21 protein-coding genes are annotated in these 26,943 nt (G+C 46.8%); 7 read left to right on the top strand and 14 right to left on the bottom strand.

Annotated elements, in window-relative coordinates:
- Positions 1 to 44: 44 nt before the first annotated feature.
- Together L0U88_RS21065 and L0U88_RS10350 are read right to left on the bottom strand one after the other, a co-directional pair.
- Complete coding sequence (locus L0U88_RS21065; protein ID WP_234865977.1) at positions 45 to 2,585, bottom strand: prolyl oligopeptidase family serine peptidase; 2,541 nt, start codon at positions 2,583 to 2,585, stop codon at positions 45 to 47.
- Between the two features lie 130 nt (positions 2,586 to 2,715).
- Positions 2,716 to 3,657, bottom strand: coding sequence for a hydroxypyruvate isomerase family protein (locus L0U88_RS10350; protein ID WP_234865976.1), 942 nt, complete (start codon positions 3,655 to 3,657; stop codon positions 2,716 to 2,718).
- A 53-nt stretch (positions 3,658 to 3,710) separates the two neighbouring features.
- On the opposite strand from L0U88_RS10350, the gene L0U88_RS10345 reads away from it, so the two are divergent.
- The 5 genes from L0U88_RS10345 to L0U88_RS10325 all read left to right on the top strand — a co-directional run bounded on the left by L0U88_RS10345 (position 3,711) and on the right by L0U88_RS10325 (position 11,588).
- The gene (locus tag L0U88_RS10345) at positions 3,711 to 4,742 is read left to right on the top strand and encodes an FAD:protein FMN transferase (RefSeq protein ID WP_234865975.1); all 1,032 of its coding nucleotides are present in this window, start codon (positions 3,711 to 3,713) and stop codon (positions 4,740 to 4,742) included.
- A gap of 29 nt (positions 4,743 to 4,771) precedes the next feature.
- Positions 4,772 to 5,737: a formylglycine-generating enzyme family protein gene (locus L0U88_RS10340; protein WP_234865974.1), complete on the top strand. Its 966-nt coding sequence runs from the start codon at positions 4,772 to 4,774 to the stop codon at positions 5,735 to 5,737.
- A gap of 64 nt (positions 5,738 to 5,801) precedes the next feature.
- Positions 5,802 to 7,136 (top strand): Gfo/Idh/MocA family protein, encoded by a 1,335-nt coding sequence (locus L0U88_RS10335; RefSeq protein ID WP_234865973.1) that lies wholly within the window; start codon positions 5,802 to 5,804, stop codon positions 7,134 to 7,136.
- Between the two features lie 284 nt (positions 7,137 to 7,420).
- A complete protein-coding gene (locus L0U88_RS10330) occupies positions 7,421 to 9,040 on the top strand; it encodes an amidase (protein ID WP_234865972.1) in 1,620 nt (539 codons plus the stop codon).
- A 10-nt stretch (positions 9,041 to 9,050) separates the two neighbouring features.
- Complete coding sequence (locus L0U88_RS10325) at positions 9,051 to 11,588, top strand: cation-translocating P-type ATPase (protein WP_234865971.1); 2,538 nt, start codon at positions 9,051 to 9,053, stop codon at positions 11,586 to 11,588.
- Here L0U88_RS10325 and L0U88_RS10320 read toward each other — a convergent pair.
- Complete coding sequence (locus L0U88_RS10320; protein ID WP_234865970.1) at positions 11,539 to 13,875, bottom strand: PAS domain-containing sensor histidine kinase; 2,337 nt, start codon at positions 13,873 to 13,875, stop codon at positions 11,539 to 11,541. The two genes, L0U88_RS10325 and L0U88_RS10320, sit on opposite strands and share 50 nt — an antisense overlap.
- 101 nt (positions 13,876 to 13,976) lie before the next feature.
- Between L0U88_RS10320 and L0U88_RS10315 the strand changes: the two genes are divergently transcribed.
- Positions 13,977 to 14,534: a LemA family protein gene (locus tag L0U88_RS10315; RefSeq protein ID WP_234865969.1), complete on the top strand. Its 558-nt coding sequence runs from the start codon at positions 13,977 to 13,979 to the stop codon at positions 14,532 to 14,534.
- An 11-nt stretch (positions 14,535 to 14,545) separates the two neighbouring features.
- Entirely contained in the window at positions 14,546 to 16,681 is a 2,136-nt protein-coding gene (locus L0U88_RS10310; RefSeq protein ID WP_234865968.1) for a DUF2207 domain-containing protein, read from the top strand.
- Between the two features lie 12 nt (positions 16,682 to 16,693).
- Here the strand turns inward: L0U88_RS10310 and rluF are convergent, their stop codons facing one another.
- The 11 genes from rluF to L0U88_RS10255 form a co-directional block, all read right to left on the bottom strand.
- The gene (rluF, locus tag L0U88_RS10305) at positions 16,694 to 17,605 is read right to left on the bottom strand and encodes a 23S rRNA pseudouridine(2604) synthase RluF (protein ID WP_234865967.1); all 912 of its coding nucleotides are present in this window, start codon (positions 17,603 to 17,605) and stop codon (positions 16,694 to 16,696) included.
- Positions 17,606 to 17,609: 4 nt separating this feature from the next.
- Positions 17,610 to 19,652, bottom strand: a complete 2,043-nt coding sequence (gene rnr / locus L0U88_RS10300; protein ID WP_234865966.1) for a ribonuclease R — start codon at positions 19,650 to 19,652, stop codon at positions 17,610 to 17,612.
- A 10-nt stretch (positions 19,653 to 19,662) separates the two neighbouring features.
- On the bottom strand, positions 19,663 to 20,739 hold the full coding sequence (gene lpxK, locus L0U88_RS10295) for a tetraacyldisaccharide 4'-kinase (protein WP_234865965.1): 1,077 nt from the start codon (positions 20,737 to 20,739) through the stop codon (positions 19,663 to 19,665).
- Complete coding sequence (locus L0U88_RS10290; protein ID WP_234865964.1) at positions 20,729 to 21,301, bottom strand: 5-formyltetrahydrofolate cyclo-ligase; 573 nt, start codon at positions 21,299 to 21,301, stop codon at positions 20,729 to 20,731. The genes lpxK and L0U88_RS10290 overlap by 11 nt, the downstream gene beginning before the upstream one ends.
- 2 nt (positions 21,302 to 21,303) lie before the next feature.
- On the bottom strand, positions 21,304 to 21,846 hold the full coding sequence (locus L0U88_RS10285) for an RsmD family RNA methyltransferase (protein ID WP_234865963.1): 543 nt from the start codon (positions 21,844 to 21,846) through the stop codon (positions 21,304 to 21,306).
- Positions 21,834 to 22,679 (bottom strand): DUF3822 family protein, encoded by an 846-nt coding sequence (locus L0U88_RS10280; RefSeq protein ID WP_234865962.1) that lies wholly within the window; start codon positions 22,677 to 22,679, stop codon positions 21,834 to 21,836. The genes L0U88_RS10285 and L0U88_RS10280 overlap by 13 nt, the downstream gene beginning before the upstream one ends.
- A gap of 32 nt (positions 22,680 to 22,711) precedes the next feature.
- Complete coding sequence (locus L0U88_RS10275; protein WP_234865961.1) at positions 22,712 to 23,470, bottom strand: tetratricopeptide repeat protein; 759 nt, start codon at positions 23,468 to 23,470, stop codon at positions 22,712 to 22,714.
- A 1-nt stretch (position 23,471) separates the two neighbouring features.
- On the bottom strand, positions 23,472 to 23,828 hold the full coding sequence (gene folB / locus L0U88_RS10270) for a dihydroneopterin aldolase (RefSeq protein WP_234865960.1): 357 nt from the start codon (positions 23,826 to 23,828) through the stop codon (positions 23,472 to 23,474).
- A gap of 70 nt (positions 23,829 to 23,898) precedes the next feature.
- Positions 23,899 to 24,852 (bottom strand): thioredoxin-disulfide reductase, encoded by a 954-nt coding sequence (gene trxB, locus L0U88_RS10265; protein WP_234865959.1) that lies wholly within the window; start codon positions 24,850 to 24,852, stop codon positions 23,899 to 23,901.
- A 63-nt stretch (positions 24,853 to 24,915) separates the two neighbouring features.
- Positions 24,916 to 25,797, bottom strand: coding sequence for a DUF4249 domain-containing protein (locus L0U88_RS10260; RefSeq protein WP_234865958.1), 882 nt, complete (start codon positions 25,795 to 25,797; stop codon positions 24,916 to 24,918).
- A 91-nt stretch (positions 25,798 to 25,888) separates the two neighbouring features.
- Positions 25,889 to 26,746, bottom strand: a complete 858-nt coding sequence (locus tag L0U88_RS10255; protein ID WP_039132713.1) for a sigma-70 family RNA polymerase sigma factor — start codon at positions 26,744 to 26,746, stop codon at positions 25,889 to 25,891.
- Between the last annotated feature and the right edge of the window lie 197 nt (positions 26,747 to 26,943).

The raw sequence follows: 26,943 nt of genomic DNA, 5'->3' as shown, positions 1-26,943 counted from the left end.
GCCTGCAGTTTCCTGCAAACGGGCTCAAACCTATTAGCTGAACACTATTTCAACTTCCAGTTCTCATCAAAGAAGCCGGTCAGCTTCAGGTGCTTTGCTCCTTCTTTCAACATGTCAAAGCTGAAGATCATGTAGTCCGGAAATCCACTGGCACCCGCGAAGTATTGATTCGCATAAGCAGCATTGTTACCTTTCATGCCGGTACCGGTTAATACCGCCACCGATGCTTGAGAAGAGTTTTTCAACGGCCATACAAAATAAGTAGCCAGGTCATCCCCTTCCCAACGCTGCTCACCTGCAGTAATCAGGTTGCGCTCTACCTGAATCGGACAATCCGCCAACAGCATATTCCAGGCCGCATTGGTACTCTTATTACCTATCAGGATCACTCCCCTGTCTTTGTATTTTTCCAGTGAATACTCTTTGTCCGTTATGATATCTACCGCGCCATTTCCCCGGTAATACCAGGTCTCCGCATCATAGCGTGCCTTGTTCCAGTTCCAGGCATTCTCCTCTTTATTACCAATTGTTCCAACCACAAATACCATTCGGTTATTGAAAGCCTCTTTCAATGTTCCATAACGATGTGGACCTTTTTGATCTGCTGTTGGCGCTACCCCTTTTTCCCATCCGGATGCTGTTCTTTGCAACACAATTTTATCAGAAGAGGTTCCAACAATATGTTTCACCATCGATAAACTGTCTAGTCTTATTTCCACAGTGCTTCCAACTGAAAAATCGGACAAATCCAGTTGCAGTAATTTGATATTTGTGGTAGTACCACTGATCAGTCCTTTTGCACGGTTGCGATTCAACTGCACCCTGCTATACTCCAGTATCTCCTGCTGATGCAGGATGGTCGCCCAGCGTGAACTGGCTGATATGCCCGGATGCGCAGTTGTGAAATCAATACTGCTTACACTGCTGTCCGGCAAACGTTCATGCCACTGGAAATAATCAAACAATGGTTTCCAGTCCACACTGTGATCTCCAAACCAGTGACTTCCTCCCGGATATTCATAATGCACAAAATCAGGCTGGAAGGTTCCCAGCAACTCTCTCATCTGGCGAGCATACCGAACCGATACCGTACGGTCATCATCTCCATGGAAAATATAAACGCCATGATGTTTATAATTGGTTGCCAGCTTAATTACATCACTCTGGTTACTGGCCCGGAGCAATAGCTGCTCATACAGGTTACCACTGGAATCAGGAATGAGTCCGTCTGCCGAACCATACCCTTTCATTGTAGGATATCCCGCACAGGGTGCAATCGCCGCCCATTTATCGGGATAAGTTGCTCCTAAAAACCAGGTACCATGTCCTCCCATGGAGTGCCCTGTCAGGTACACTTTTGCGGGATCCGGCTGGAATCGTTGTTTTGCAATACTCAATACTTCCAGCGCATCCAGGCGGCCCCAGTCCTCCCAGTTAAAGCCACGTGGCCTTCTGTTCGTTGCTGCTACCAGGGTTCCCCAATCTTTGGATTTATATGCTCTTGCCTGGCTGATCGCTTCCACTCCCGCCCCATGCACAGATAAAAACAAGGCATTTTTTCCTGGCTCCCAAACAGAACCTGGAGTTTGGGGACGTACCGAATAATATTGCAAACTTCCATCGATCTCACTGATAAAGGTGCTGCTATAAGCATCTCCCGGATTCATACTCTCCACTGTGAAAGATCGCTGATCCAGGATCGTTCTGCCATTCAATAAATTCAAGGTTCCGGTAAAAGCTCCTTTTGTTGTGATGCCGGTTCCATCAAAGCGAAAAGCAACTTTTCGCGTACTCATGGCCGGTATATCGGGCAAGGTTGTCTCCTGGCTTTGTCCCGATACGATGGCCTGAATACGCAATCCCTTCAGGGGTTGATTGCCTGTATTCATGATCACCACGCCTCCTTCCTGCATTCCGGTTTGTACGCCTGGTACAATATGTGGCAAGGTCATATCTTCCGCCTGCAACTGCACCGGTTTGGATGGAAATAACAAACTGGCTACTGCTGTTGATCCACGAAGGAAAAATTCATTCTTTCCTTTTTTCAGTTGAACCGGTATGAACAGAAATCCCATGTTGTACGGATCACCTGTATGCATTTCTCCATTGATCAATACACTGCTGTTTCCTTTTACTGATAATATCGCTGTTTGTGCTTTGGGTGCTGTATAGGTCAGATAAATAATCCGGCTGCCCCAGGATAATCCACCCCGGGTTGCTCCGGCCCGTACACCCGGGCCCGCAGGTGCGCCTCCCAATGCCCGCCCTCTTTTTGGACGAAGCCGGCCTGTGCTGTCAATATCCAATGATTCCCAAACGATCGGTTGTCCGTCTGCGGTAGTTCCTACACTTGCGCCTTCCTTAGGTTCCTGTAACTGCTTGTTGAAATACAGGTAGGCCAGTTCATCACTATATACGGCTTCTCTTCCATACCTCGATGGAAATGGAGCAATCAGACCACTGGTAAAGGAATGTGTTGAACGGATATGGTTAAACGAAGCAGGAGCATTTTCATTTTCCTGTGCTGTAATCCTGCCGGCAGTCAGTGTCATCGCTGCCGCTAAAAAAAGGGTAGAAAACTTCACGAGCGCAATTTTGATGAAGGTTTATTGTTTCGCCTTCAATTTAGTCCTTTTGCGTTGTTGCTTTCTACCCTTCGCTATAAGAAGGTTAATATTTAAGCAGGATTAGTCCAATTTCTGAAAACTTTACCTGCTAGATAAAATTATCTGCATCGCGATAAGCTTTTATCAACGCCAGCTCTCCCTCTTTCCCAGGTTTCGCATTTCCATGCTCCATTCCCAATATTCCTTTGTATCCTTTTGAATGAATGTGTTTGAAAATATTGCGGTAATTCATTTCACCTGTTCCCGGCTCATTTCTGCCCGGATTATCACCAATCTGGAAATAAGGCGTTTCCGACCAGGTGCGGTCAATGTTTTTGATGATATCTCCTTCATTGCGCTGCATGTGGTACATATCATATAAGAACTTGCAAGCCGGACTATTAACCGCCCTGCAGATCATATAGGTCTGGTTGGTATAACGAAGGAACAAGTCCGGATTATCACTCAGCGCTTCCAGCACCATCACCAATCCATGCGGTGCCAGAATATCCGATGCAATGCGCAAAGCTTCTATCACATTCGCGGTTTGCTGATCATGGGGCAGACTGCGATCATAATTGCCAGGCACTACGGTCATCCATTTTGCTCCACAACGCTTGGCTACTTCAATTGCTTGATAGCAATCCTTTTTCATCCGGTCAATATGCTCTTTCTTACCGGTAGTCAAAGATGTTTTCCAATGCCAGCTGTCCGAGGTGATCACAAACACCCCCATCCGCATGCCCAGTTTGGCGAGGGTTTCGCCTATCTTTTTCTGCTGGTCCACCGAACGCCCCATCATGCCATTGTCCTCAATGGACCGGAAGCCCATGCTGTGCCCAAACTTGATCTGCTCGATAAAATCTTTGCCGGCATGGCTCGAAAACATCCCATCATGAAAGGCATAATCCAGGTTGAAGGGTTTATCGGATAAAGAACTGGTATCCAGTTTATCCCCGGCTGCTGCCAGGGCACCGGTTCCTGTTAAAACACCGCCGGCCAGGGCTCCCCCAGCCAGTAAAGACTGGCGAACAAAATTTCTTCTTTGCATGGAAAACAATTTGATGACTAAATTTACCGGAATCCCGTTCAAAAACGACCAATTTGATCCAGAAGTTAATTTTTTCCCTGTCCTGGTTAATTGCCGGCTATACCAGTTACGCACAACCGAAACGCTTCGAGTTTGTGGAAACCAAAATGGCCTCGCCTTTTACCATTGTATTTTATCATACCGACAGCCTGCAGGCACAACAGATTGCTGCCCGTGCTTTTCATATCGTTGACAGCCTGGCTGCCATCTTTACGGATTATGACCCCAACAGCGAACTCAATCAATTCTGCGCAACTGCTGCTGATACCGCCACCTATCATCCGATTTCTCCTGCCCTTTTTGATATCCTGCTGCTGAGCAAAAGAGCCCACGCCACCAGCAAGGGCAGTTTTGATATTTCCATAGGCCGACTGACCAAACTCTGGCGCGCAGCCCGCCAATCCGATCAATGGCCTTCCAAAGAAGCCATTGCTGCCGCCAAAGAACTGACTGGCATGAAATACCTGCAGCTGGATCCTAAAACAGGTACCGCCCGCATGCTCAAAGCAGGTATCCAGCTCGATCTGGGTGGCATCGCACAAGGATATATAGGAGAAAAAGTGATGCGTTTCCTGCTTGACCAGGGCATTACTGCCGCCCTGGTGGATGTGAGCGGCGATATCACTGCAAGAGGAAATCCCCCCGGTAAAGCCGGCTGGGTTGTGGCAATCAATACCCCCCACCACGAAGCAGAATGGTTACATGAACACCTTCTTTTAAAAGATCATTCTGTCACTACCTCCGGCGATCTTTATCAATACATGGAACATGAAGGCAAGCGTTATTCCCATATCCTGAATCCTAAAACCGGGTATGGTATTACAAAACGCTTATCCGTTACCGTTATAGCAAAGGATCCTTTAGTAGCCGACTGGCTGACCAAGTCCGTCAGCCTGCTTTCCTACAGAAAAGCGAAACGCCTGGCCCGAAAATGGAATGCCGATTTCCTGGTGGCGGAATACAAAAATGAACAACTGCTGTTCAGGCACACTCGTGGCTTTGAAGAATTTATGAAAACGTTTGCGTCACCTGAACCAGAACATTAATCCTAGATTTATAGCTTAGTTGTATGAGTATGAAGAAAATCCTTGCAGCAGGTGGATTGCTGCTTTCGCTTTCACAGTTTACCCTGGCCCAGGAAAATAACCCGGATTTCAAACCCTACAAACAAACCATTCCGGGCACCCCCCTGGAAATGTCCATGGTGCCAATTCCAGCTGGCTCCTTTTTAATGGGCAGCCCGGATACGGAGAAAAACCGCCAGCCGGATGAAAGTCCGCAACAAAAGGTTCAGCTCTCCGCCTTCTGGATGGCCAGCTTTGAACTCAGCAGAGATATTTTCGATGTCTATTTCAAAGATGCCAACACCAGCCAGAACTCTAAAGTGGATGCCGTTACCCGGCCAAGCGCCCAGTACATCGATCTTACCTGGGGCATGGGCAAGGAAGGTGGCTTCCCGGTCAATTCTATGTCGCAGTTTACTGCCCTGATGTTCTGCCGCTGGCTGTATGATAAAACCGGCATCTTCTATCGCCTGCCCACAGAAGCCGAATGGGAATATGCCTGTAAGGCAGGTAGCACTACTGCTTATTACTATGGTGATGATCCCAAACAACTTGGCGACTATGCCTGGTTCAAAGGCAACAGCAAAAACAAGTTTCAGAAAAGCGGACAGAAAAAACCAAATGCCTGGGGCCTCTATGATATGCTGGGGAATGTAAGTGAGTGGACCCTGGATCACTACCAGGAAGATCGCCTGCAACAATTGACCGGTGAGCCACAGGATCCCCGGGTTGCAGTGAATCCTGTCAAATACCCCAAGGTTTTAAAAGGGGGTGGATATACAGATCTGGAGCCAGCCCTGCGCTGCTCAGACCGTCAACAATCTGACCCCTCCTGGAACAAAAGAGATCCGCAAATCCCAAAGAGCCGCTGGTGGCTGACGGATGCCGCATCAGTTGGTTTTCGCGTGGTGCGCCCTCTGCAGCAACCCACAAAAGAAGAAGCAGCTGCCTTCTTCAAGGAAATATTAGGCAACTAATGGATAAAATTGTAACATAATTAACCAGGGAAACCAACTACATTCAAACCTCTAAACTTCCGATATGATACACGATGCTTCCAATGATGCCGGCAAAAGCCGCCGCGAGTTTGTAAAAAATTCAGGTTTGCTGGCTGGCGGACTGATGGCCGCGCCCCTGCTTTCACAGGCCAATTTTTTCTCAGGTTCCTCAGATATTATTAAAGTTGCCCTTGTTGGTTGTGGCGGTCGTGGTACCGGTGCTGCCATCCAGGCCCTGCTTACCAAGCAAAATGTAAAATTGGTGGCGATGGCAGATGCTTTTCGCGACAATCTTGACAATTCGCTGAAAGCCATCATGGGTGAAGCAGCAGAAAACCCAACCATCAAAGCAAAAATCGATGTTCCGGAAGATAGACGCTTCAGTGGTTTTGATAGCTACCAGAAAGCTATTCCACTTGCCGATGTAGTTATCCTGGCCACTCCTCCCGGTTTCCGCCCTATTCATTTTGAAGAAGCTGTTAAACAGGGCAAACATATTTTCATGGAGAAGCCGGTTGCAGTAGATCCTGCAGGTGTACAGAAAGTTCTGGCGGCTGCAGCCATCGCTAAACAGAAAAAACTGAATGTGGTGGTTGGTTTGCAGCGTCATTACCAAAACTCCTACCGCGAACTCTTTAAACGCAAAGACCTGATCGGAGAAATCACTTCAGCACAAGCCTGGTGGAATAATGATGGTGTTTGGGTGCGGGAGCGTAAACCCGGACAAACAGAAATGGAATACCAGATGCGCAACTGGTATTATTTCAACTGGCTTTGCGGCGATCACATTACCGAGCAGCATATTCACAATATTGATGTCATCAACTGGTTCAAAGGTGGCTACCCCGTAAAAGCCCAGGGGATGGGCGGCCGCCAGGTACGGAATGGGAAAGATCATGGTGAGATTTTTGATCACCACTATGTGGAATTCACGTATGCAGATGGTTCCATTCTCAACAGCCAGTGCCGCCATATTCCCGGCACCATGGCGCGCGTGGATGAATTACTGATCGGTACCAAAGGAAGAATAGCTACCGGAGCCGGCAGTATCACAGATAACAAAGGAAAACAACTTTATAAGTTCGACAGCAATACAGAAAACAACCCCTATCAGACGGAACATGATGAACTGTTTGCAGCCATCGCAAAGGGTCAATACAAATTTGCAGATGCAGAAAATGGAGCTAAAAGCAGCATGACTTCCGTCCTGGGTCGTATGGCCACCTACAGCGGTCAGGTGATTGAATGGGATAAAGCAATCAACTCCGGACTTGATATTATGCCCAAAGAGTTCAGCTGGACAGCCGCACCACCAATTGTTCCAGGTGCAGACGGATTCTATCCAATTGCAGTTCCAGGTAAAACAAAATACATTTAAGACTTTATATTAGTAGCAGTATACAAAGCCCCCGCATCAAAAATGCAGGGGCTTTTGTTTTGTTCTGATTGTAGTTCAAGATTGAGGGCAGTATTGACATACACCCCGTTTTTAAATCCAATATCCTATGAAAAACTAATTGTATAAGTTCAATTCCTATGCCAGCACCCTATAACGGAAACGTTCAGGGTTTTATACCCCAACAGAGGTACACCATCAACAGGTTGTAGAAATCTCACCCCAACCTGCTCCAGATAACTGACAGATTCAGTACATTCAATGTTATGAATCGTCGTAATTTTTTAAAAAGTGGTAGCCTGGCCGGACTCTCCGTTACGGCCGCCAGCCTGGTAGGCTGCAAAACCGAAACGCCCAAAGAAACCAAAACATCGGAGGATCAGGAAGACCGGTTTGAACTCCTCGAGTGGACTATCCCTCAATTACAGGAGGCAATGGCTTCAGGAAAATATACTGCTGCAGCCATTACCCAGTTGTACATAGACCGGATTCATGCTATTGATAGAGATGGTCCGCTTTTAAATTCCGTTATTGAACTCAATCCCGACGCTTTGGCAATTGCCAAAGACCTTGACAAGGAAAGAAAAGATGGTAAGGTTCGCGGTCCCCTACATGGCATTCCTATTCTTATCAAAGACAATATTGATACGGCTGACAAAATGCAGACAACCGCCGGTGCCCTGGCCCTGGAAGGAAATATCGCATCCAAAGATGCCTTTATTGTACAACAGCTAAGAGCAGCAGGGGCCATCATCCTGGGTAAAACCAACCTGTCGGAATGGGCAAACTTCAGGTCCAATCGTTCCTGCTCCGGCTGGAGCAGCAGAGGCGGACAAACACGCAGTCCCTACCTGCTCACGCATAACCCCTGTGGTTCCAGTTCCGGTTCCGGTACTGCAGCAGCAGCTAACTTAGCAGCCATCACCATAGGTACAGAAACTGATGGATCCATTACCTGTCCCTCTTCTGTAGCCGCCCTGGTGGGATTGAAACCTACAGTTGGATTACTCAGCAGATCTGGCATCATTCCAATTTCCCACACCCAGGACACTGCAGGCCCCATGGGCAGAACAGTTACCGATGTAGCCATAACATTAAGTGCATTAACTGCCACTGATCAACAGGATCCTGCTTCTGTTGCTGCTCAGGGTAAAGCAGCAAAGGACTACACGCAATTCCTGGATGCAAAAGCATTGGCAGGCAAACGAATTGGCATAGAGAAAAAACCTCAGGGAACCAATCATTACATACTTGCTTTACTGGACAAATGCAAGGCGCTTTTAACTGCCCAGGGTGCGACCGTTGTTGAGATTGAATACCTTGATAAAATTGATGAACTGGGTCGGCATGAATACAATGTGCTGAAATACGAATTCAAGGAGGGTGTCAACAAGTACCTGGCTAACGGTAATGCGAAAGTGAAAAGCCTCGCCGAAGTCATCGCCTTCAATAAAGCCAATGTTGACCGCGCCATGCCCTACTTCAAACAGGAAACCCTGGAAGCCTGTGAAGCATTAGGCGGACTGGATTCAAAAGAATACAAGGAAGCGCTGCAAGCTTCGCATATAGGTTCACGTAAGATTCTGGATGATGTGATCAAAGCCAACCAACTGGATGCTATTGCCGGTATTACTATGGGGCCATCCTGCGCCATTGATCTCTGGTATGGTGATCGCTGGGGAGATGTTTCGCTGACTTCTCCTGCTGCAGTTTCCGGATATCCGCACATCACTGTGCCAGCCGGACTGGTTTATGAACTCCCGGTAGGTTTCTCTTTCTTTGGTCCGGCGTATTCAGAGTCCGTACTGCTTGGTCTTGCTTTTGCATTCGAACAGGCAGCCAAGGCAAGAGTGACACCAACATTCAAAAAACTTTTTACCAGTTAGCAATAACTAAATGGCCGAACCCTCATCCATACAATTTACTGGCCTGAATGCAGATGAAGTAGCAGCAGCCAGGGAAAAGTATGGCCTCAATGAACTAGAGAAGGACGGTGAATCGCCCATCTGGAGAGCTGTAAAGGACCTCTTCAGAGAACCGATGTTCATCCTGCTGCTGGCTGCCTCTATTTTATACTTCATCAGCGGCCAAACAGGTGAAGGGATTTTTATGGTGGTAGCAACTGTATTGGTCAGCACCATTTCTCTTTACCAGGATGCGAGAAGCAGACATGCCCTGGATGCGCTCAAAAAACTCACTGAACCCCTTACCCAGGTGATCCGGGATGGCCAGCACCAGACCATACCCTCCAGCGAACTGGTACCTGGAGATATTTTCATAGTTGAAGAAGGCAATTTGATACCGGCAGATGGCACCATTCTCCAGGCCAATGATTGCAGCGTAAACGAATCTATTCTAACGGGTGAATCTTTTACAGTTACCAAATCTGTCAGTGACAACGATGAACGCAATGATGAACTCTACCAGGGAACTCTTGTCACAGGCGGACTAGCAATTGCAAGGGTAACAGCAACGGGTAAGCGAACCCGGATGGGACAAATCGGCAAACAGCTGGTCAGTATTAAAGAAGAACCCACCCCGCTGCAGGCTCAGATCGCCTCCTTTGTAAAAAAAATGGCCCTGGCAGGCATTTTGGTTTTTGTAATTGTATGGTTGATTCATTACCTGCAAACAAGAATCATTCTGGATAGCCTGCTCAAAGCCCTCACCCTTGCGATGAGTATTCTGCCGGAAGAAATCCCTGTTGCCTTCACCACGTTTATGGCGCTGGGTGCCTGGCGACTCCTGCAGAAAGGAATCATCGTAAAACAAACTACTACTGTAGAAGCACTTGGCTCCGCTTCTGTTATCTGCACCGATAAAACCGGCACCCTTACCGAAAACCGGATGTCGCTGGCTGGCTTGTACAGCTGGGAGGATCGCAGTTTTCATGATCCTGCAAACTCCCACTCACCTGCCATCAAAGAACTGATCCGGGTGGCTATGTTTGGCAGTGAACCCATCCCCTTCGACCCGATGGAAAAGGCTCTGCACGAAGCGTATATACAAGGCCGTGAGCAGGATGAACGTCCGGCTTACCAAATGGAAAAAGAATATCCGCTGGGAGGCAAACCTCCTATGATGACACATATTTTCAGGTCCGCCGACGGGCAACGCATCATCGCCGCCAAAGGTGCTCCTGAAGCTATTTTAAACGTGAGTCAGATTCCTGCCAGCCAACATTCCGACTATTATCAGGCTATTGAAACTTTTGCGAAGCAGGGTTATCGCGTGCTTGGAATAGCAGAGGGTATATTTGATCCGGAATCTCGCGCGTATCCGGAAACCCAGCAGGAAATTCAGTTCCGGTTATTAGGACTTATCGCATTTTATGATCCACCCAAACAAGGCATTCAGCAAGTATTGGAGACGTTCTACAATGCCGGTATCAAGGTGAAAATTTTAACCGGCGACAATGCCCTGACTACCCAGTCCATTGCAAAAGAAATTCATTTTCGTGGTAGCGACACCGTTATAGAGGGCAATGAACTGGTGAAACTTTCCGATGCCGCGCTTAAGCAGGAAGTGGAACAATACCAATTGTATGCGCGCCTCTTTCCGGAAGCGAAACTGCGCATCATTGAAGCCCTGAAAGCCAACCAGGAAGTGGTAGCCATGACAGGTGATGGAGTGAATGATGGTCCCGCGTTAAAAGCAGCCCATATTGGTATTGCCATGGGCAACCAAGGTTCGGAGCTGGCTAAAAAAGCAGCCTCGCTGGTTATTACTGACGATGACCTGGGCAAGATGGCAGAAGCTGTTGCCATGGGCCGGAAAATTTATACCAACCTCAAAAAAGCCATCCGGTACATTATTTCCATTCACATTCCAATCATCCTCACTGTATTTATTCCGCTGGTTTTAGGCTGGGCTTTCCCCAGCATTTTCACTCCGGTTCATGTGATTTTCCTGGAACTGATTATGGGTCCTACCTGTTCCATCATCTATGAAAATGAACCGATGGAAGCTGGTACCATGCAGGCCCCTCCCCGTCCCTTTCAATCTACTTTCTTCAGCTGGTCCGAACTTAGTGTGAGTGTTGTACAGGGATTGGTTATAACAGCTGCCTGCCTTGGTATTTATCAGTATGCCTGGAGATCCGGACTGGATGAAACGGCTACACGCACCATGGTGTTTCTGACGCTGGTGACCGCGAATATCTTTTTAACTCTTGTCAACCGGTCTTTTCGCTTTACCATTTTCACCACGATTCAGTACCGGAACCGACTGATACCCCTGATCACTTTCCTCACCGTATTGTTGACAATACTGTTATTATGGATCCCGGCCTTCCGTGATTTCTTTGGTTTCCGTCACCTCGAAACCAACCTGTATCTCTATTGCTTGCTGGCGGGTGCAGTTTCCGTTTTATGGATGGAACCAATTAAATATTGGAGAGGCCTTCAGGAGAAAAATCGGGGATATAAATCGTAAACAATGCCCCCTCACCTATAGCCCCATTGGCGCTGATTAGGCCCTGGTGATTATCGATGATCTTTTTGCAAATAGCAAGACCGATTCCGGTACCGGGAAAAATATCTTTTCCATGCAGCCGCTGGAATACCTGGAATATTTTTTCCTTGTATTCATTATCAAATCCAATCCCGTTATCCGCGATTTCAATTTTGTGATAATCCCATGTCTCATTCAACAACGCACTCTTTTCTGTTCCTGCAGGCAAGTGCTGATAACGAACTTCAATTTTGGAGGATTTGGAAGGATCGGAAAATTTGATTGCATTGCTTAGCAGATTGGTAAACAACTGCTCCATTTGAAAAGGCACTGCCCATATCACCGGTAAGGTATCCAGTTGCAATTTGATTCGAAGGTGATCAATCCTTTCTTCCAACTGTTGAAGAATGCTGTGCACCAGGTAGTTCAAATCCGTTTTGGCAAAATGATTTTCCATCTTATTTACCCTGGAATAAGATAGCAGATCAATTACCAGTTGTTGCATGCGTTCTGCGGTTGACCGTAAGCGTTGGAGAATTTCTGCACCTTTTTCAGAAATCCGGGTTCTTTCCAGGTCAGACACCATGGTTACAAAAGTCTGGATCTTACGCAGGGGTTCCTGTAAATCATGACTGGCTACATATGCAAATTGGGCCAATTCCGTATTCGACTTCAGCAATGCTTCATTTGAATTGATCAATTCCTGCGTACGCTGGATTACCTGTTCCTCCAATTCATCCGCAAATATTTTGTGCTCATGAATATCAGTACTACTTCCAACCCACATTTCCACCTGCCCATTTTCATTGTATTGAGGAACCGCCCTGCTCAGTTGCCAGCGATACGCCCCATCATGCCTGCGGAAGCGATGCTCAAACAAAAATGGTTCCTGGGTCTGGATACAGTGCATCCATTTGGCAACATTCTCTTCGCGATCTTCGGGATGAACAATTTCAAGCCATCCAACCCTCGCTAACTCTTCAGGTGTGAAACCCGAATATTCGTGCACAGATCGATTGTAATAATACAGATTCCCCTCAGGATCACTTATCCAAACCATGGCTGGCAATGTATCAGCCAGAGTTCTGAATCGCTTCTCACTGCTTCTTAATGCCAGCAAGGTGAGTTTCTCATCAGTTGTGTCCAGGATGGTCCCGGTTAACCGAATTGGTTTTCCTGATTCATCAAACAATACCCTGCCCCAGGCTTTGATCCAATGCCATTCATTGTCTCCCCTGTTTAACCTGAATTCGTAGGTAAGTACGCCTGTTTTTAAAGATCGCTCATGCGCCTTGCGCCGGATTTCCAGGTCATCCGGATGAATCCTGCTTACCAATTCCTTTCTATCCACCGGCAAATCCGGATTCATACCAAATATTTGGAGGAAACTACGGGAATGAGTCATTTCATTACTCAGCAGATCAACTTCATAGGTTCCCATTCCGGTTGATTCAATGGCCAGTTTCAACCGTTCCTCTGCCTCTTTTGCTGCTCGCTTTGCAAGTACCGTTTCAGTTACATCATAGGCACTCACCATAACACCTGTCACCCCTTCTTCCGAATCTTCCATGAGAGGCGCATATTCAAAATCCATGTAAAAAACTTTGCGACCATCCTGCGCATCAATAATCGCCTCAGCCTCCTTATCCCGGCATACCTGGCCAGATTCCAGCACGTTCAACAGCAAATCAGGAAATCGCTGACCTTTGAGCTCCGGAAATACCTCCAGCAGTGGCCTGCCATTCACCTCTGCTGCTGTGCGTCTCCAAAACCTGGTTAACATCAGTTCATTCGCCATTTCAATTCTCAAATCCCGCCCTCTTAATATGGTCATGGCAATTGGAGAATCCATCACCATTTGGCGAAAATTCTGCTCCCTTTGCTCCAGTTTTTTCCTGGATACTACCAAATCAGTTACCTCAATGGCAATTACAATGATGCCAACAATATTGCTTTCCTCATTGCGCAAGGGTTGGTAAATCAGATTAAAATAGGCTGTTTGGGGTTTCCCGCTTCGATTTAAAACAACCCTATAATCTGTTGCAGTGAAAGGAATCCCGGTGTGATAAACATTAAAAAATACAGGTTCTACCAGTTCCCGAATTTCCGGGATCACCTCAAATAGCCGTTTATTTAAAACTTCCTCTTCTGTTTTGTCAGCCATTTCGAGATAGGCTTCATTCGCCATTTCTACAATAAATTCCTCACCTATGAGGGTACACAATCCCACAGGAGCCTGTTTAGCGATTTCACTGAACCCTCTCTTCATACCTGTACAAATATTTCTGCAATAATACCTGTTACTTGTCTTGTTTAATCCTTTTGGGCGAATTTCACGAAAAACCTTATTATTATAAATAAATTTAATCCATGGCAGTCTCCTACCTGGTTATACTCATCATCGTTCTGGTTGGAATTGTAATGATCTACTTCTACAACCGCCTCGTAAAACAGCGAATTCTGGTCCGGGAAGGCTGGAGTGGTATTGGCACTTTCCTGCAACAACGCAACGATCTTATTCCCAACCTGGTGGAAACCGTGAAAGGATATGCCCTTCACGAAAGCAGTACCCTCACCGATGTAATTAAATGGCGCAATCAATTACAGGCAGGAACTTCACCCGCCCAACAGATGGAAGCCAGCAACCAGCTGAATGCTGCTCTTAGTAAGTTCTTTGCCCTGGCAGAAGCGTATCCCGAACTCAAAGCCAATCAGAATTTCCTGCAACTCCAGCAGGATCTGAAGGAAATTGAAACCAATCTGAACCAGAGCCGTCGTTACTACAATGCCACTGTCCGCAATCTCAATTCTTCTGTAGAAGTGTTTCCGAGTAATATCGTGGCTTCCCTGTTCGGTTTCAAAGCTGAACCTTTCTTTGAAGAAAATCCGGAAAGCCGGGAAGTACCAAAAGTAAAATTCGGTTCCTAACTGACCCGCTTATGCGAACATTCAGATTGCTTTTCCTGCTCGGCTGTTGCTGCCTGCTGCTTCGATCCGCTTTTGCGCAGGAAGGCTTCACCATTACCGACTATTCAGCCAACTATATTCCACCTACCATGGTGGATTCCATCACCAGCTCCACACTTCGGACTGCAGCTGCAAATAGAGCTGTGGGCCCGTCTCTTTTTAATGATCGCTACAATGCCTATCGGCCCCGTATAGCCGAATTAGTTAAATCCCTTTCCCTGTTTTCCTTCCGGGAACTGGATATGAAATTCAGGCCCGGCATTCCCGCCACTGGCTCTCCTGCTTTTCAATCGAGGCAGGCTGCCTATCTCTCCAAACTGAATGAAGCGCTGGAGCGCATTATTTCAACACCGGCCTCTGTTCATCCCCTGATGGAAGCTGATGAATCGGATCGTGTACTCAATTTTCATTCCTACCTGAAGGTTCAACCTGACGGACAAATCGAGGTTACCGAAACCATCAAAATTTACAATGGAGAGGGTGGTGCACTCAGCGAGAACGATGATATCAAGCGTGGCATCCTGCGCGATTTTCCAACCAAATACCTGCACCAGAAAGGCTATTGGGTGCATACAGGATTTAACCTGAAATCGGTTACCCTTGATGGTAAGGAAGAAAACTACAGTACCCAATCACTCGAGAATGGAACCCGGGTGCAGATTGGTAATGCGGATTATCTTCTTCCCAAAGGGATTTATACCTATGTGCTGAAATACGAAACCAACCGCCAGCTGATTTTCCATCAGGATCGCGATGAACTCTACTGGAATGTAAATGGCAATGGCTGGGGCTTTCGGTTTGATACGGTTGCAGCTACCCTGGAATTCCCCTCGCAGGCTGAAATCGGCGCCCAGCAATGTTATACCGGACTGATGGGCTCCACAGAACAATACTGCAGTTTTACCAAACCAACCGGCAATACGATTCAATTTCAGACAACCCGTGGACTCCAGCCCTACGAGGGACTCACCATCGCTGCTGATATCCAAAAAGGTATTCTTATTCCTCCCGGAAAGGCGGATGATGCACTCAATTTCATGCGCGCCAACTGGCTGGTGCCCTTCCTGCTGGCCGTGCTTTTTTTTGTTCCTTTGTTTTACTGGAATATCTGGCGAAAAAAAGGAAAAGACCCCGAGAAGGGTACCATCTTTCCGCAGTTTGAACCTCCTGCCGGTTTACGCCCCGCTGATGTAGGGTATATCCAACAGCAGCAATACGGCTCTCATCTGTTTGTTGCCAGCCTGGTAGATGCAGCAGTTCAAAAACAGCTGGAAATTGAAGTGAACAAGGGTGGTTCCTGGTTTGCAGGTACCGAATACGTGTTTAATAATGTCAGGCATGTTGCTAGTCCCAGTGCCAGTGTACTGATGCAACGATTCGGTCTGGATATTTCTGCCCTCTATGGCATGCAGTTAAAAGCAGGTACCTATAACAGCACACTGAAATCACTTTATACTTCTCTGGAAACCCAACTGAAGAATAAGTTCCAATTAGAAAAAGGGCACAACAAAAAAGAGGGTTATTTTTCCTTAAACCGCGGAGTTATTTTCTGGGGTGCCTTTCTGCTCTTCATTTGTTTTGGCGCCAGCATTTTTTTCCTGGTCCAAAACTTTACCGTTCCCCTTGGAATTTTTGCAGCCACCTGCCTCATAGTACTGCTGATTACCCTGATCTTCTTTTACAAGATCTTACCCGCTTATACTAAAGAAGGCCGAATGATCGCCGACCATATTGAAGGGTTCAAAATGTACCTGGAGCATACCGAGCAACGAATGTTCAATACCCTCGCTCCTCCTGAAAAAACATTGGATCTGTTTGAACGTTACCTCCCCTATGCGATCGCCTTAAAAGTTGAAAACGAATGGGCGGAACAATTTGATTCCATTCTGAAAAAAGCACTGGAGCAGGGATATCAACCAGGTTATTTTCATGCAGGCAGGGGCTTTTCACAAAATCTGCAATTTGCTGATTTGACCAGGGGCGTATCCTCCGGTTTATCCAGTACCATTTCTTCCTCATCCACCCCACCAAGCAGCAGCAGTGGTGGCAGCAGAGGCGGAGGATCAAGTGGCGGTGGAGGCGGCGGTGGTGGAGGTGGAGGATGGTAATCCATCCAACCATTAGCGCTGGCGACCTTTCTGCCGAAACGCTTTATAAGAGCCCTTCTTTGCGGGCTCTTTTTCCATTTTGCCAACTGGTTTGGCTGCTGGCCTTGCCTTAGCCTTAACAGTTTCCTTTTCTACAGGTGCTTCTTTAGGCGCCTTTTTAATTTTTGGAGCCCTCTCCGGTTTGATTCGTTTAATCTTCACCGGTAGTCCGGAAGAATCTTCAATGGCCGCATTCAATTTCTCCAGTTCAACCGGACTCAGCATCCGCCATTTTCCTATAGCCAGGTTGCCAATTGTCAGGTGCATGAATCGTACCCTTCTCAGCGCTGTTACCTCATACCCGAGGTATTCACACATACGCCGGATTTGTCGGTTAAGCCCCTGCGTTAGTATGATTGTAAATTGCTGCTTACCTGTTACCCGAACCTTACAGGGTAGTGTTACTGTATCCAGTATAGGTATGCCTTTTTCCATCTGGTCTACAAAACCGGGACCAATAGGCTTATTCACCCTCACCTGGTATTCTTTCTCGTGAGCATTTCCTGCCCGCAACACTTTGTTTACAATATCGCCATCATTGGTAAGCAGGATAAGTCCCTCTGAATCCTTATCCAGCCTGCCTATGGGAAACACTCGTTTGGGATAATTCAGAAAGGAAATAATATTACCCGCCACATGTTCTTCCGTGGTAGTAGTTATGCCTACCGGTTTATTGAGCAGGATATATACCGGTTTCTCTTTTTGCTTGCGTGTAATCAAACTGCCATCCACTTCTACTTCATCGCCTGGCTTTACCCGGTTTCCTGGTTTGGCCTTACGACCATTCAACAACACTCTTCCTGCTACAATCAGGTCATCGGCCTCTCTTCTGGAGCAATAACCGGTATCACTGATGAACTTATTTATACTGATGGATTCTTCCAATGTCTTATTTTTTCTTTCCGTGTTTTTTATTTCCTGCTTTTTTAGCTGCCGCTTTTCTTGCTCTCGCATCCCCGGTTTCTTCTTTCATGGCGGTTGCGATTACCCACTCGTAATCCAGCTGGCGCTTTTCCAGGTTGGCTGCCACCACCCTGATCCTCACTTTATCCCCCATTCGAAAGGTCCGCCCCGATCTTCTGCCGGCCAGCATATAATCCGACTCCACATGCCGGAAATCATCATATTCAGATAAGCTTGTAATACTTACCAATCCCTCACATTTATGCTCAACCGTTTCCACCCAGAATCCAAAGGAAGATACCCCGCTGATCACGCCGTCAAATTCATCCCCGAGAAAATTCATCAGGTATTCCACCTGTTTGTATTTGTTGGAAGCTCTTTCTGAATCCATTGCTGCCCGCTCGCGTTCACTGCAGTGTTTACACTTTTCTTCCATCTTCTTGTCTGGCAGGTATTGTTCATCCAGCACCTGCTGCAGCACGCGATGCACCAATACATCCGGGTAGCGGCGAATAGGAGAAGTGAAGTGTGCATAATGCTCAAATCCCAATCCATAATGCCCTATATTCTTGGTCGTATATACCGCTTTCGCCATGGTACGGATGCCTAACTGCTCCAGCACATGCTGCTCGGGCTTGCCCTGCACATCCTGTAACAACTGGTTAAAGGATGCTGCAATCTGCTCCGGTGATTTGGTATGAAACGTATGTCCGAATTTGAGGGCAAATGCTGCAAAGGGTGTAAGCTTTTCCTCATCCGGCTGATCATGCACCCGGTATGGAAAGGGCAATGTCTTTTTATTGACTTCTATCTTGCTGATGAATTCTGCCACGGTCCGGTTTGCCAGCAACATAAACTCTTCGATCAACTGATGCGCTTCCTTGCTCTCCTTAATCATGATGCCTATTGGCTTGCGGTTCTCATCCAGCTTGAAGCGAACTTCCTGGGAGGAGAAATTGATCGCGCCTTTTTTAAAACGCTGTTTGCGCATGCGCTGCGCAAATTTATTCAGCAGCAGTATTTCCTCTTTGTACAACCCATCTTCATTCTCGATGATCTCCTGCACCTCTTCATAGGTAAACCGATGATCCGAATGGGTCACAGTTCTGCCAAGCCAACTCTCCTTTACATCTCCTCTTGCATTGATCAGGAATACTGCCGAGAACGTGAACTTGTCTTCATGCGGCCGCAGGGAACAGAGTTCATTGGATATCTTTTCCGGCAACATGGGATTCACCCGGTCAGGTAAATACACCGAAGTTGCGCGCAGATAAGCTTCCTTATCCAGCTCGGTCTCGGGCTCTACATAATAACTCACATCCGCGATATGCACCCCGATCTCATATCCTCCTTTCACCGATTGTATCGATAAGGCATCATCAAAATCCTTCGCATCCATAGGATCTATCGTAAAGGTCAGCACCTCCCGCATATCCTTGCGCTTTGCAATCTCCTTTGCATCCAGTGTTTCCGGTATGCGGGCTGTTTCCTCCAGCACATCCTCCGGGAATGAAAGTGGAAATCCATTCTCCAGCAGGATTTCTTTCATCGCCGTATCATTCGCAGCCTCTTCTTTCAGTACTTCCATCACTTCCCCTACCGGCTTCTTGTTGTTCGACCATTCCACAATTTTCACTACTGCCCGCGCGCCATTCTCAGCCCCATGCAGTTTATCCAGCGGGATATAAATATCCGGCATGGGTTTGTCTGTTTCCGGAATGAAAAAGGCAAAACTTTTACTTAGCTCTATCTTACCCAGGAAGGATTGCTGCTTGCGCTCTACCACTTCTGTAATCATTCCCTGCAGGCGTCCACCACCTCTTCCGGAGGAACGCATCACCTGCACTTTTACTTTATCTCCATGTAAGGCGGTATTGAAATCATTCGGCTTTACCAGTATATCCTGTTCCAGTCCCTCTATGATCACAAATCCCATTCCACTTCGGGTTATATCAAGTCTGCCTACCGGCAACTCAGGACCAGTACCTTTTGCCTTATTTTTCTTTGAAGAAGATTTCTTTTTACTCATTTTTTCATAGTTAAGCAGAAGGAGAATACTGTTTACTAAATGTACCGATTATCGTGCGAACCCGGTCCCCCGCATCAAATAAAAATGTCATTTCGATGGGCAACACATAGATCGGCCAGTCCCTCAGTTCCTGCTGGAATTTAATTAAGCGAACCGCATCCTTTTCAGTGGTCAGGATCAATTTCTGCCCCCCTCCCAACTGGTTGAATTTTCGCTGGATCTCTTTTATATCGTCAATGGTGAAAATATGGTGATCACTATAGGCCAGTTGTTCATAACTGCCTACCTGGTTGGCCAGATAACGTTTAAGTGGCTTGGGATTCGCAATACCGGTTACCAGCAACACTTCCATTTCAGCACTTAATACTGTTTCCTGTCTGTCCACCAACTGGTAGGGTTTGCCATAGGTGATGCCCGAAAAAAACACCTGCTGATGAGGAGCCGGATTCAATTCCTGCCGGATCAGTTCTGCATCTTCCTGGCTCAGGTTAAGCGGGCATTTGGTTACCACGATCAGGTCCGCCCTGGCGGCACTTCGCTTTTCATCTCTCAGATCTCCTGTTGGCAGGTACCAGTCGCGCGTGTATAAATTACTGTAATCTGTTAGCACAATATTCAACCCCGCCTCAATCGCCCGATGCTGATATGCATCATCCAGCACAATCAATTTGGTATCCGGACGATCATGCAGCAACAAGGGTACTGCCACTACCCTTTCTTCTCCAACCGCTACTGAAACATCCGGAAACTTCAGGTGAAACTGCATGGGTTCATCCCCAATTTCCAATGCAGTGGTGGTTTCATTGGCCAGCGCATAGCCCCTGGTTTTACGCTTATACCCCCTGCTCAGAGTTGCGAGTTGCAGTTCCTTTTCAAACTGTCGCAGGATCCATTCCACCATAGGCGATTTACCGGTTCCGCCTGCAGCAATATTACCCACGCATACAATGGGAATATTAAACTTTGCAGCTTTCAGGATATTTGCATCATAGAGTTTATTGCGTACAAAAATGGCCAGCCAGTAAACCAGTGAAAACGGAAACAACAAGATCCGCAGGGGCTTCAGCAAGGGAAAATTAAAATTCATAAAATGCATCCGGGGTTAAACAGCCATTCAGTGGCAGATCATATTCATCCCGCTCCGGGATCTCCTCTACCGGTTCAAAATAACTAATTCCCAGGGTATAACAATCAGTTCTTACCTGTGACAGGTAGCGATCGTAAAAGCCTTTTCCATATCCCAGGCGGTACCCTTTTTTATCCACCGCCAGCAAGGGCACCAATACCAGGTCCAGTTCAATGGGTGCTATTACCTCCTCAGTTTTCGGCTCTGCAATTCCATATTGATTTTTCACATAATCGGTGTCCATGTCTACCAGCCTCGCTTCCATTGTGGAGGCTTTGGCATTGATAACAGGGTAGCATAACCGCAGTTCCGGAATCCGGAACTCCATGAAATCTGTCAGTAAAAAAGTATTGGGTTCTGCTCTTTCTCTTAGCGGCCAATAAGACAAAACCATTTGCAGCTGGTCTGGCCAATACCATTGCTGAAAAAGGATCAGGATCAGATCATCCAGGCGACTCCTCTCCTGTTCCGCCAACGCCATGCGGCGCTTCAGGAATTCGGCTCTCAGGGCTGCTTTCGTCATACTTACCGATTGATGAAAAAAGAGAATACAGTAGTTCCGTAATTGCGCTCCTGCACAAACCATTCATATCCCTGGTAATTATTACGGGGCGTGTGTTCCAGCACAAACATTCCTCCGGGTTTGAGCAATTGTTTCTCCACCACTTTTTTGGGTAACTCATCAATGGTGGTGAGTGCATACGGCGGACCCGCAAATATAAAATCATACTGATCCGTGCAGCTTTCCATATACTTGAACACATCCATGCGAACCACCCGGATGGTTTCTGTTAGTCCCAACTGCTCCACTGTTTTAGAGATAAACGCATGCATCGAAGGATCCTTCTCCACAATCACCTGTTCCGCAGCACCCCTCGAAGCCAGCTCATAACTGATGCTGCCTGTGCCACCAAACAGATCCAGGGTTTTGGCTCCTTCAAACTCAATATTGTTCTGCAGTATATTGAAGAGTCCTTCTTTCGCGATATCTGTTGTAGGCCGGGTATACGGCATGTTGGCAGGCGGACTTATTTTTCGTCCCCCGAATTTTCCACTTATGATACGCATACCGCTGCCTGAATTAGGGGAGTGAAAAAATGAGGCTGCATTCCCTGCAGCTGGCGTTCATTTAATTGAAACGTTTCCGGTTGCACATCCAGTTTCAGATTGCCGAGGTATTTGTACAGATCCAAATAAAGTGCGCTTGAACTATCCATCCAGCCCGACCAAATAACAGGCGTCGTTTCAGCCGATAATCCGGCTTGCTGCAGCAGCGACAACACCAGATAACTTACATCATCCGGCGAGTGGTATTCAAACTGCTGAAAGAACTTCCATCCTCCGTGATGCAGGGCGGCATAAATAATATGCTGATCAATTACCAGGTAAAGGATGCCTGATTCAGGATGCTGCAACTGATTCAATTGCTGCATCCAGCAGGTTAGCTGGTGCCGGTGTGTGCTATTGGGATGCGCACCCGCCAATGCCGAATAAACGGTGGCGGATAACCGAAAAACAGTATAATGAGATGCATCTGCATGCAAATCGGTCAGCGTGGTGCCTTTGAACAGATCCCCAAACTGGCAATCCAGCCATTCCTTGCCATTATCATTTCCATACAATGCGGCTGGTATCAAAACTGCCTGGGGAGATTGATAGATGAAATCCACCTGCTGCCATTGCCTTAACCAGTCTTTCTTTTCTGCAATCCAGTCTGCCAGTGCAGCATCCATCGCTTCGGCTCCTTCATCAAACTGTATCACTTCCAGCAGGAGCGGCTGGTGGTTTGCAGTATAACCAAACAGGCGAAAACCCGCTTCTGTCTGCTGAACCAGCAATCGCTTGTCCGTCACCGCTTCAGGCCCTTCTAATTCAATACTATAGTTGGTTGTATATGACATAACCTATGCTGCAATAATACGCCTTTATGGGGTCAGGCACTTAATTTCTGCAGCAGTTTTTTGCCCTCCTCCTTGATACGCTGATCATCTTCCATCTTGGCGGGAAGGTATTGCAGTTTCTTCAGCATTTCAATTGCCCTGGTGCGTTGATCCAGCTGATCATAGGTACGCGCCAGTTCCAGGTAGTTCAGAATAAAGGAAGGATTCAATGATAAACTTTTTTCATACGCTTTGGCAGAGAGTTCAAAACTGGCATCCGGAAAGGCTCCATAAAATAATTTCACAGCGCCTCTTTTGAAACTTCCCAGGTTGGATATCTCATAATACCACCTGCCCAATACATGATAAGGCCTGAAATCAGTTGGATTGAGCTGTATCCCACGGTCCGCATGATATTTGATTTTCTTAACCGACTCCACGAGTTCTTTTCCTGAACTCATCAGGGCCACCCTGCCCAGGGATACCGACATCGCAAAATGGGCATCCGCTGATTGCGGATACAACTGCAGGGCTTTGGAGGCGTATTTATAGGCTGTTCTGTAATAGCGGTTTCGTTGCTCTTTATCACTGAGCCGATTGCCCAACCTGTCGGCCAGTATACTGGCTTTATAGAGGGCCGTATGATTGTTGGGCTGCAATTCAAGTACTTTCAGGTATTGCTGATAGGCTGTTTCATCTTTCAAGCCAGCTTCGAGTTCTTCGCCTTTTTGAAGCAACTGCTTCACATCCTGCGACCAGCCGGTTATCAGCAAACACCAGGTACAACAAAAGAGTAACAGGATCTTCTTCATGTCAGTCAAAAATACGATCAATACTGATTCCAACTTTCCCATTGAAATGCGGGATGGGTGCATTTAGTTTGTAAATGCTGATCGTAATCCGGGTAACATTGCTGAACCGGTGGTGAATCTTGCCAATAATGGAGTCTGCAATTTCTTCCAGCAAAGGGGTGTTTATTGCCATTCTAGCTTTGACGATCTCATACACTTCTTCGTAATTGACCAGGTGCTTGAGACTGTCGTACTTGTCTTTTTTTACATGGTATTCAACATCCAGGTTCACTTCAAAATCATTCCCGATTATTTCTTCGCCCGGATACAATCCATGGAAGCCATGAAAGATTAACTGATGAAGATGGACGGTTACCATAAAAACAAATTTGGCGGCTTTACAGGCCGCCAAATTATTGATTCCGGCATAGACTGCCGTATTAATTTTTTTAAACGATACCGGTAGCAGACAGAAAACGCTCTGCATCCAGGGCTGCCATACAGCCACTACCCGCCGCCGTTACAGCCTGGCGATAGATCTTATCCTGCACGTCGCCCGCCGCAAAAACCCCTTCCACGTTGGTTTTGGAGGTTCCGGGCACCGTTTTGATATAACCAGCTTCATCCATGTCCAGCCATCCTTTGAAAATATCTGAATTGGGCTGGTGACCAATCGCTACAAAGAAACCTCCTACCGGGATTTCTGTCTTTTCTCCCGTAAGGTTATTCTTGATTCGCACACCTTCTACTTTTTTATCACCCAGGATCTCATCTGTTTCACTGTTCCAGTAAATGGTAATATTGGGAGTTGCTTTTACGCGATCCTGCATCACTTTAGATGCCTTCATACCATCTTCCCCTTTGCGCACGATCATATGCACCCGCGTAGCCAGTTTGGATAGATAGATCGCTTCCTCACAGGCAGTATCACCCGCACCAACAATGGCCACTTCTCTTCCTTTAAAGAAGAAGCCATCACATACCGCGCAGGCACTTACTCCAAATCCATTGAGGCGCTGCTCACTTTCTATACCCAGCCATTTGGCAGATGCACCGGTTGCAATGATCACTGAATCTGCTGTGATGGTTTTCTCTTCATCTATTACCACACTGAAGGGGCGCTTTGAAAAATCGACGCTGGTTGCCAATCCATAACGGATATCAGCTCCCATGCGCTTGGCCTGCTTTTCAAAATCCACCATCATTTCCGGTCCCTGTACGCCCTCGGCATAACCAGGATAGTTTTCTACTTCTGTAGTGATGGTTAACTGTCCGCCTGGCTGAATTCCCTGGTACAATACCGGTTTCAGTGCAGCACGGGAGGCATATATAGCGGCTGTGTATCCAGCGGGACCAGAGCCTATGATTAAACAGTGTACGTGTTCGTTTGCTTGATTGTCCATACGGTTGAAAAATTTACGGCCTGCAAAAATAGGGGCAAATATGTTAAATCAGTGTGAGGGAAATCACCTGGGGATAACCAGTGTATCAAACTGCACGGAATAGCCCCCAAAATAACCAAGGGCACCGCCACTGATATTGCTTAATACCTTGGTGGGATTGCCAAACGGACTACCAATAGATCCATAATTGTATTCCATGGTACGCCAGAAATCATAGTTGGCTTTGTCAATATTGGTGAATTTCAGAATAACCGTATCACCTTTGTCAAAGAAGGAATAGGTTTCGAAATCAATTTCTTCATTGCGGTTAATTCCTTTTTCTACCTGGATATCGTACCTGCTGCCATCCACGATCTGGTCATCAAATACCGAGTTGAATCCCGGATTAAAAGGACCGCCATTGGTAGAGGTGAAAAAGCGGATATAGTTTCCGAATCCCGGAGGATCTGTTACCCTTGCCCATAAGACCACTTTGTTGGTATCCGGGTTATTCTCTGAGGGCCTCCACCAAATCGAATCCACTGTTTTAGCATGTACCGGGATAGTAGTGGTGGCAGTATAGGTTTTACCATCTACTTCAATCTCGAGCCGGTAAGAAGTTCCTTCCACACCCGGGAAAGCTGTTGCCAGGTTGGATGAATCAATCGAATAGTAAATAATGGTGCCGGCCGGCGTTGGTATGCTGTATTCCTTCAGTTGATGTGTTCTGGATCCATTGGAAATGCGCACAATGGCATTCCGTACAAAAGAGCCCGTCAGGATTTCGGGATTGATCTCACTGAAAAAATCAAGGCTGCGGGATAAAAATACAAGGGGCGCCTGCCTGGCTTCAATGGTAGCTTCTACCACCAGTTTGGGCTCCTGTTTATCCAGATCGAAATCAACCGACCGTTCACAGGCCACCAGGGTGGTTAGAAAGATAAGGGTTAACAAAAGGATGCGCATATGCGATATAACAAGAAGCTTCGGAAAAGGTTAAAAACAAAGGCCATCTCCTTTGAAAGAGATGGCCCGTAGTTATCTTGAAACCGGGATATTAACCCAGGTATGCTTTCAATGCATTGCTGTAGCGGGCCTTCTGCAGGCGCTTGATCGCTCTTTCCTTGATCTGGCGGATACGCTCTTTGGTAAGATCATATTTCTGACCAATCTGCTCAATAGTTACACCATTTTCGCCATCCAGACCGAAATAAGCATTTACGATTTCCGCTTCGCGGGGACTCAGTGATTTCAATACGCGACGGATTTCATTGCGCAGAGAATCCTGCATAACGTCTTCATCGGTATCATCACTTCCTTCCAGCAAATCACCCATGGCTACATCTTCTGCTTCGTGAACAGGCGCATCAAGAGAAGTGTGACGGGTATTGCTCTGGAAAATATTATTGATTTCAGTTTCGCTCATCTCCAGGATCTCAGCCAGCTCTTCAGTTGAAGGCTCACGCTCATGCTCCTGTTCGAAAGCCATATAAGCTTTATTCGCTTTGTTATAAGTTCCGATTTTATTCTGGGGCAGACGAACCAGACGTCCCTGCTCAGCCAAAGCCTGCAGAATAGACTGACGAATCCACCATACAGCGTAAGAAATGAATTTAAAACCTTTGGTTTCATCGAAACGCTGTGCAGCTTTGATCAAACCGAGGTTTCCTTCATTGATGAGGTCACTCAGAGACAAACCCTGGTGCTGATATTGCTTAGCCACAGATACTACGAAACGAAGGTTGGCCTGAACAAGTTTGTCCAGCGCTCTCTGATCTCCCATCTTAATACGCTGCGCAAGAGTTGTCTCCTCTTCCGGCGTAATCATGGAGATTTTAGAGATTTCCTGTAAATACTTTTCTACCGCCTGGGAGTCCCGGTTGGTAATCTGTGTAGCAATTTTTAGCTGCCTCATGCCTGTCTATTAATTTAGTGAATAACGCTCGTAAGACGCTTACGGTTCGCCGATCGTTGTCGAGGTGTACGTTAAAGATAGGCGAAAATGGTCCAGAACTGTCTGCAAAGTTAAGTTTTGCCTTCCAGATCTCATAGCTTTTGTGGATAATTATCTGCTTATCAAGGCTAAAGCATGACTTATAGCGCCTTGAAATG

Source organism: Flavihumibacter fluminis (assembly GCF_021491375.1).
Lineage (GTDB): Bacteria > Bacteroidota > Bacteroidia > Chitinophagales > Chitinophagaceae > Flavihumibacter > Flavihumibacter fluminis.
Note: the sequence above shows the minus strand (reverse complement) of the source record. Positions and strands in the feature narration are given on the sequence as shown.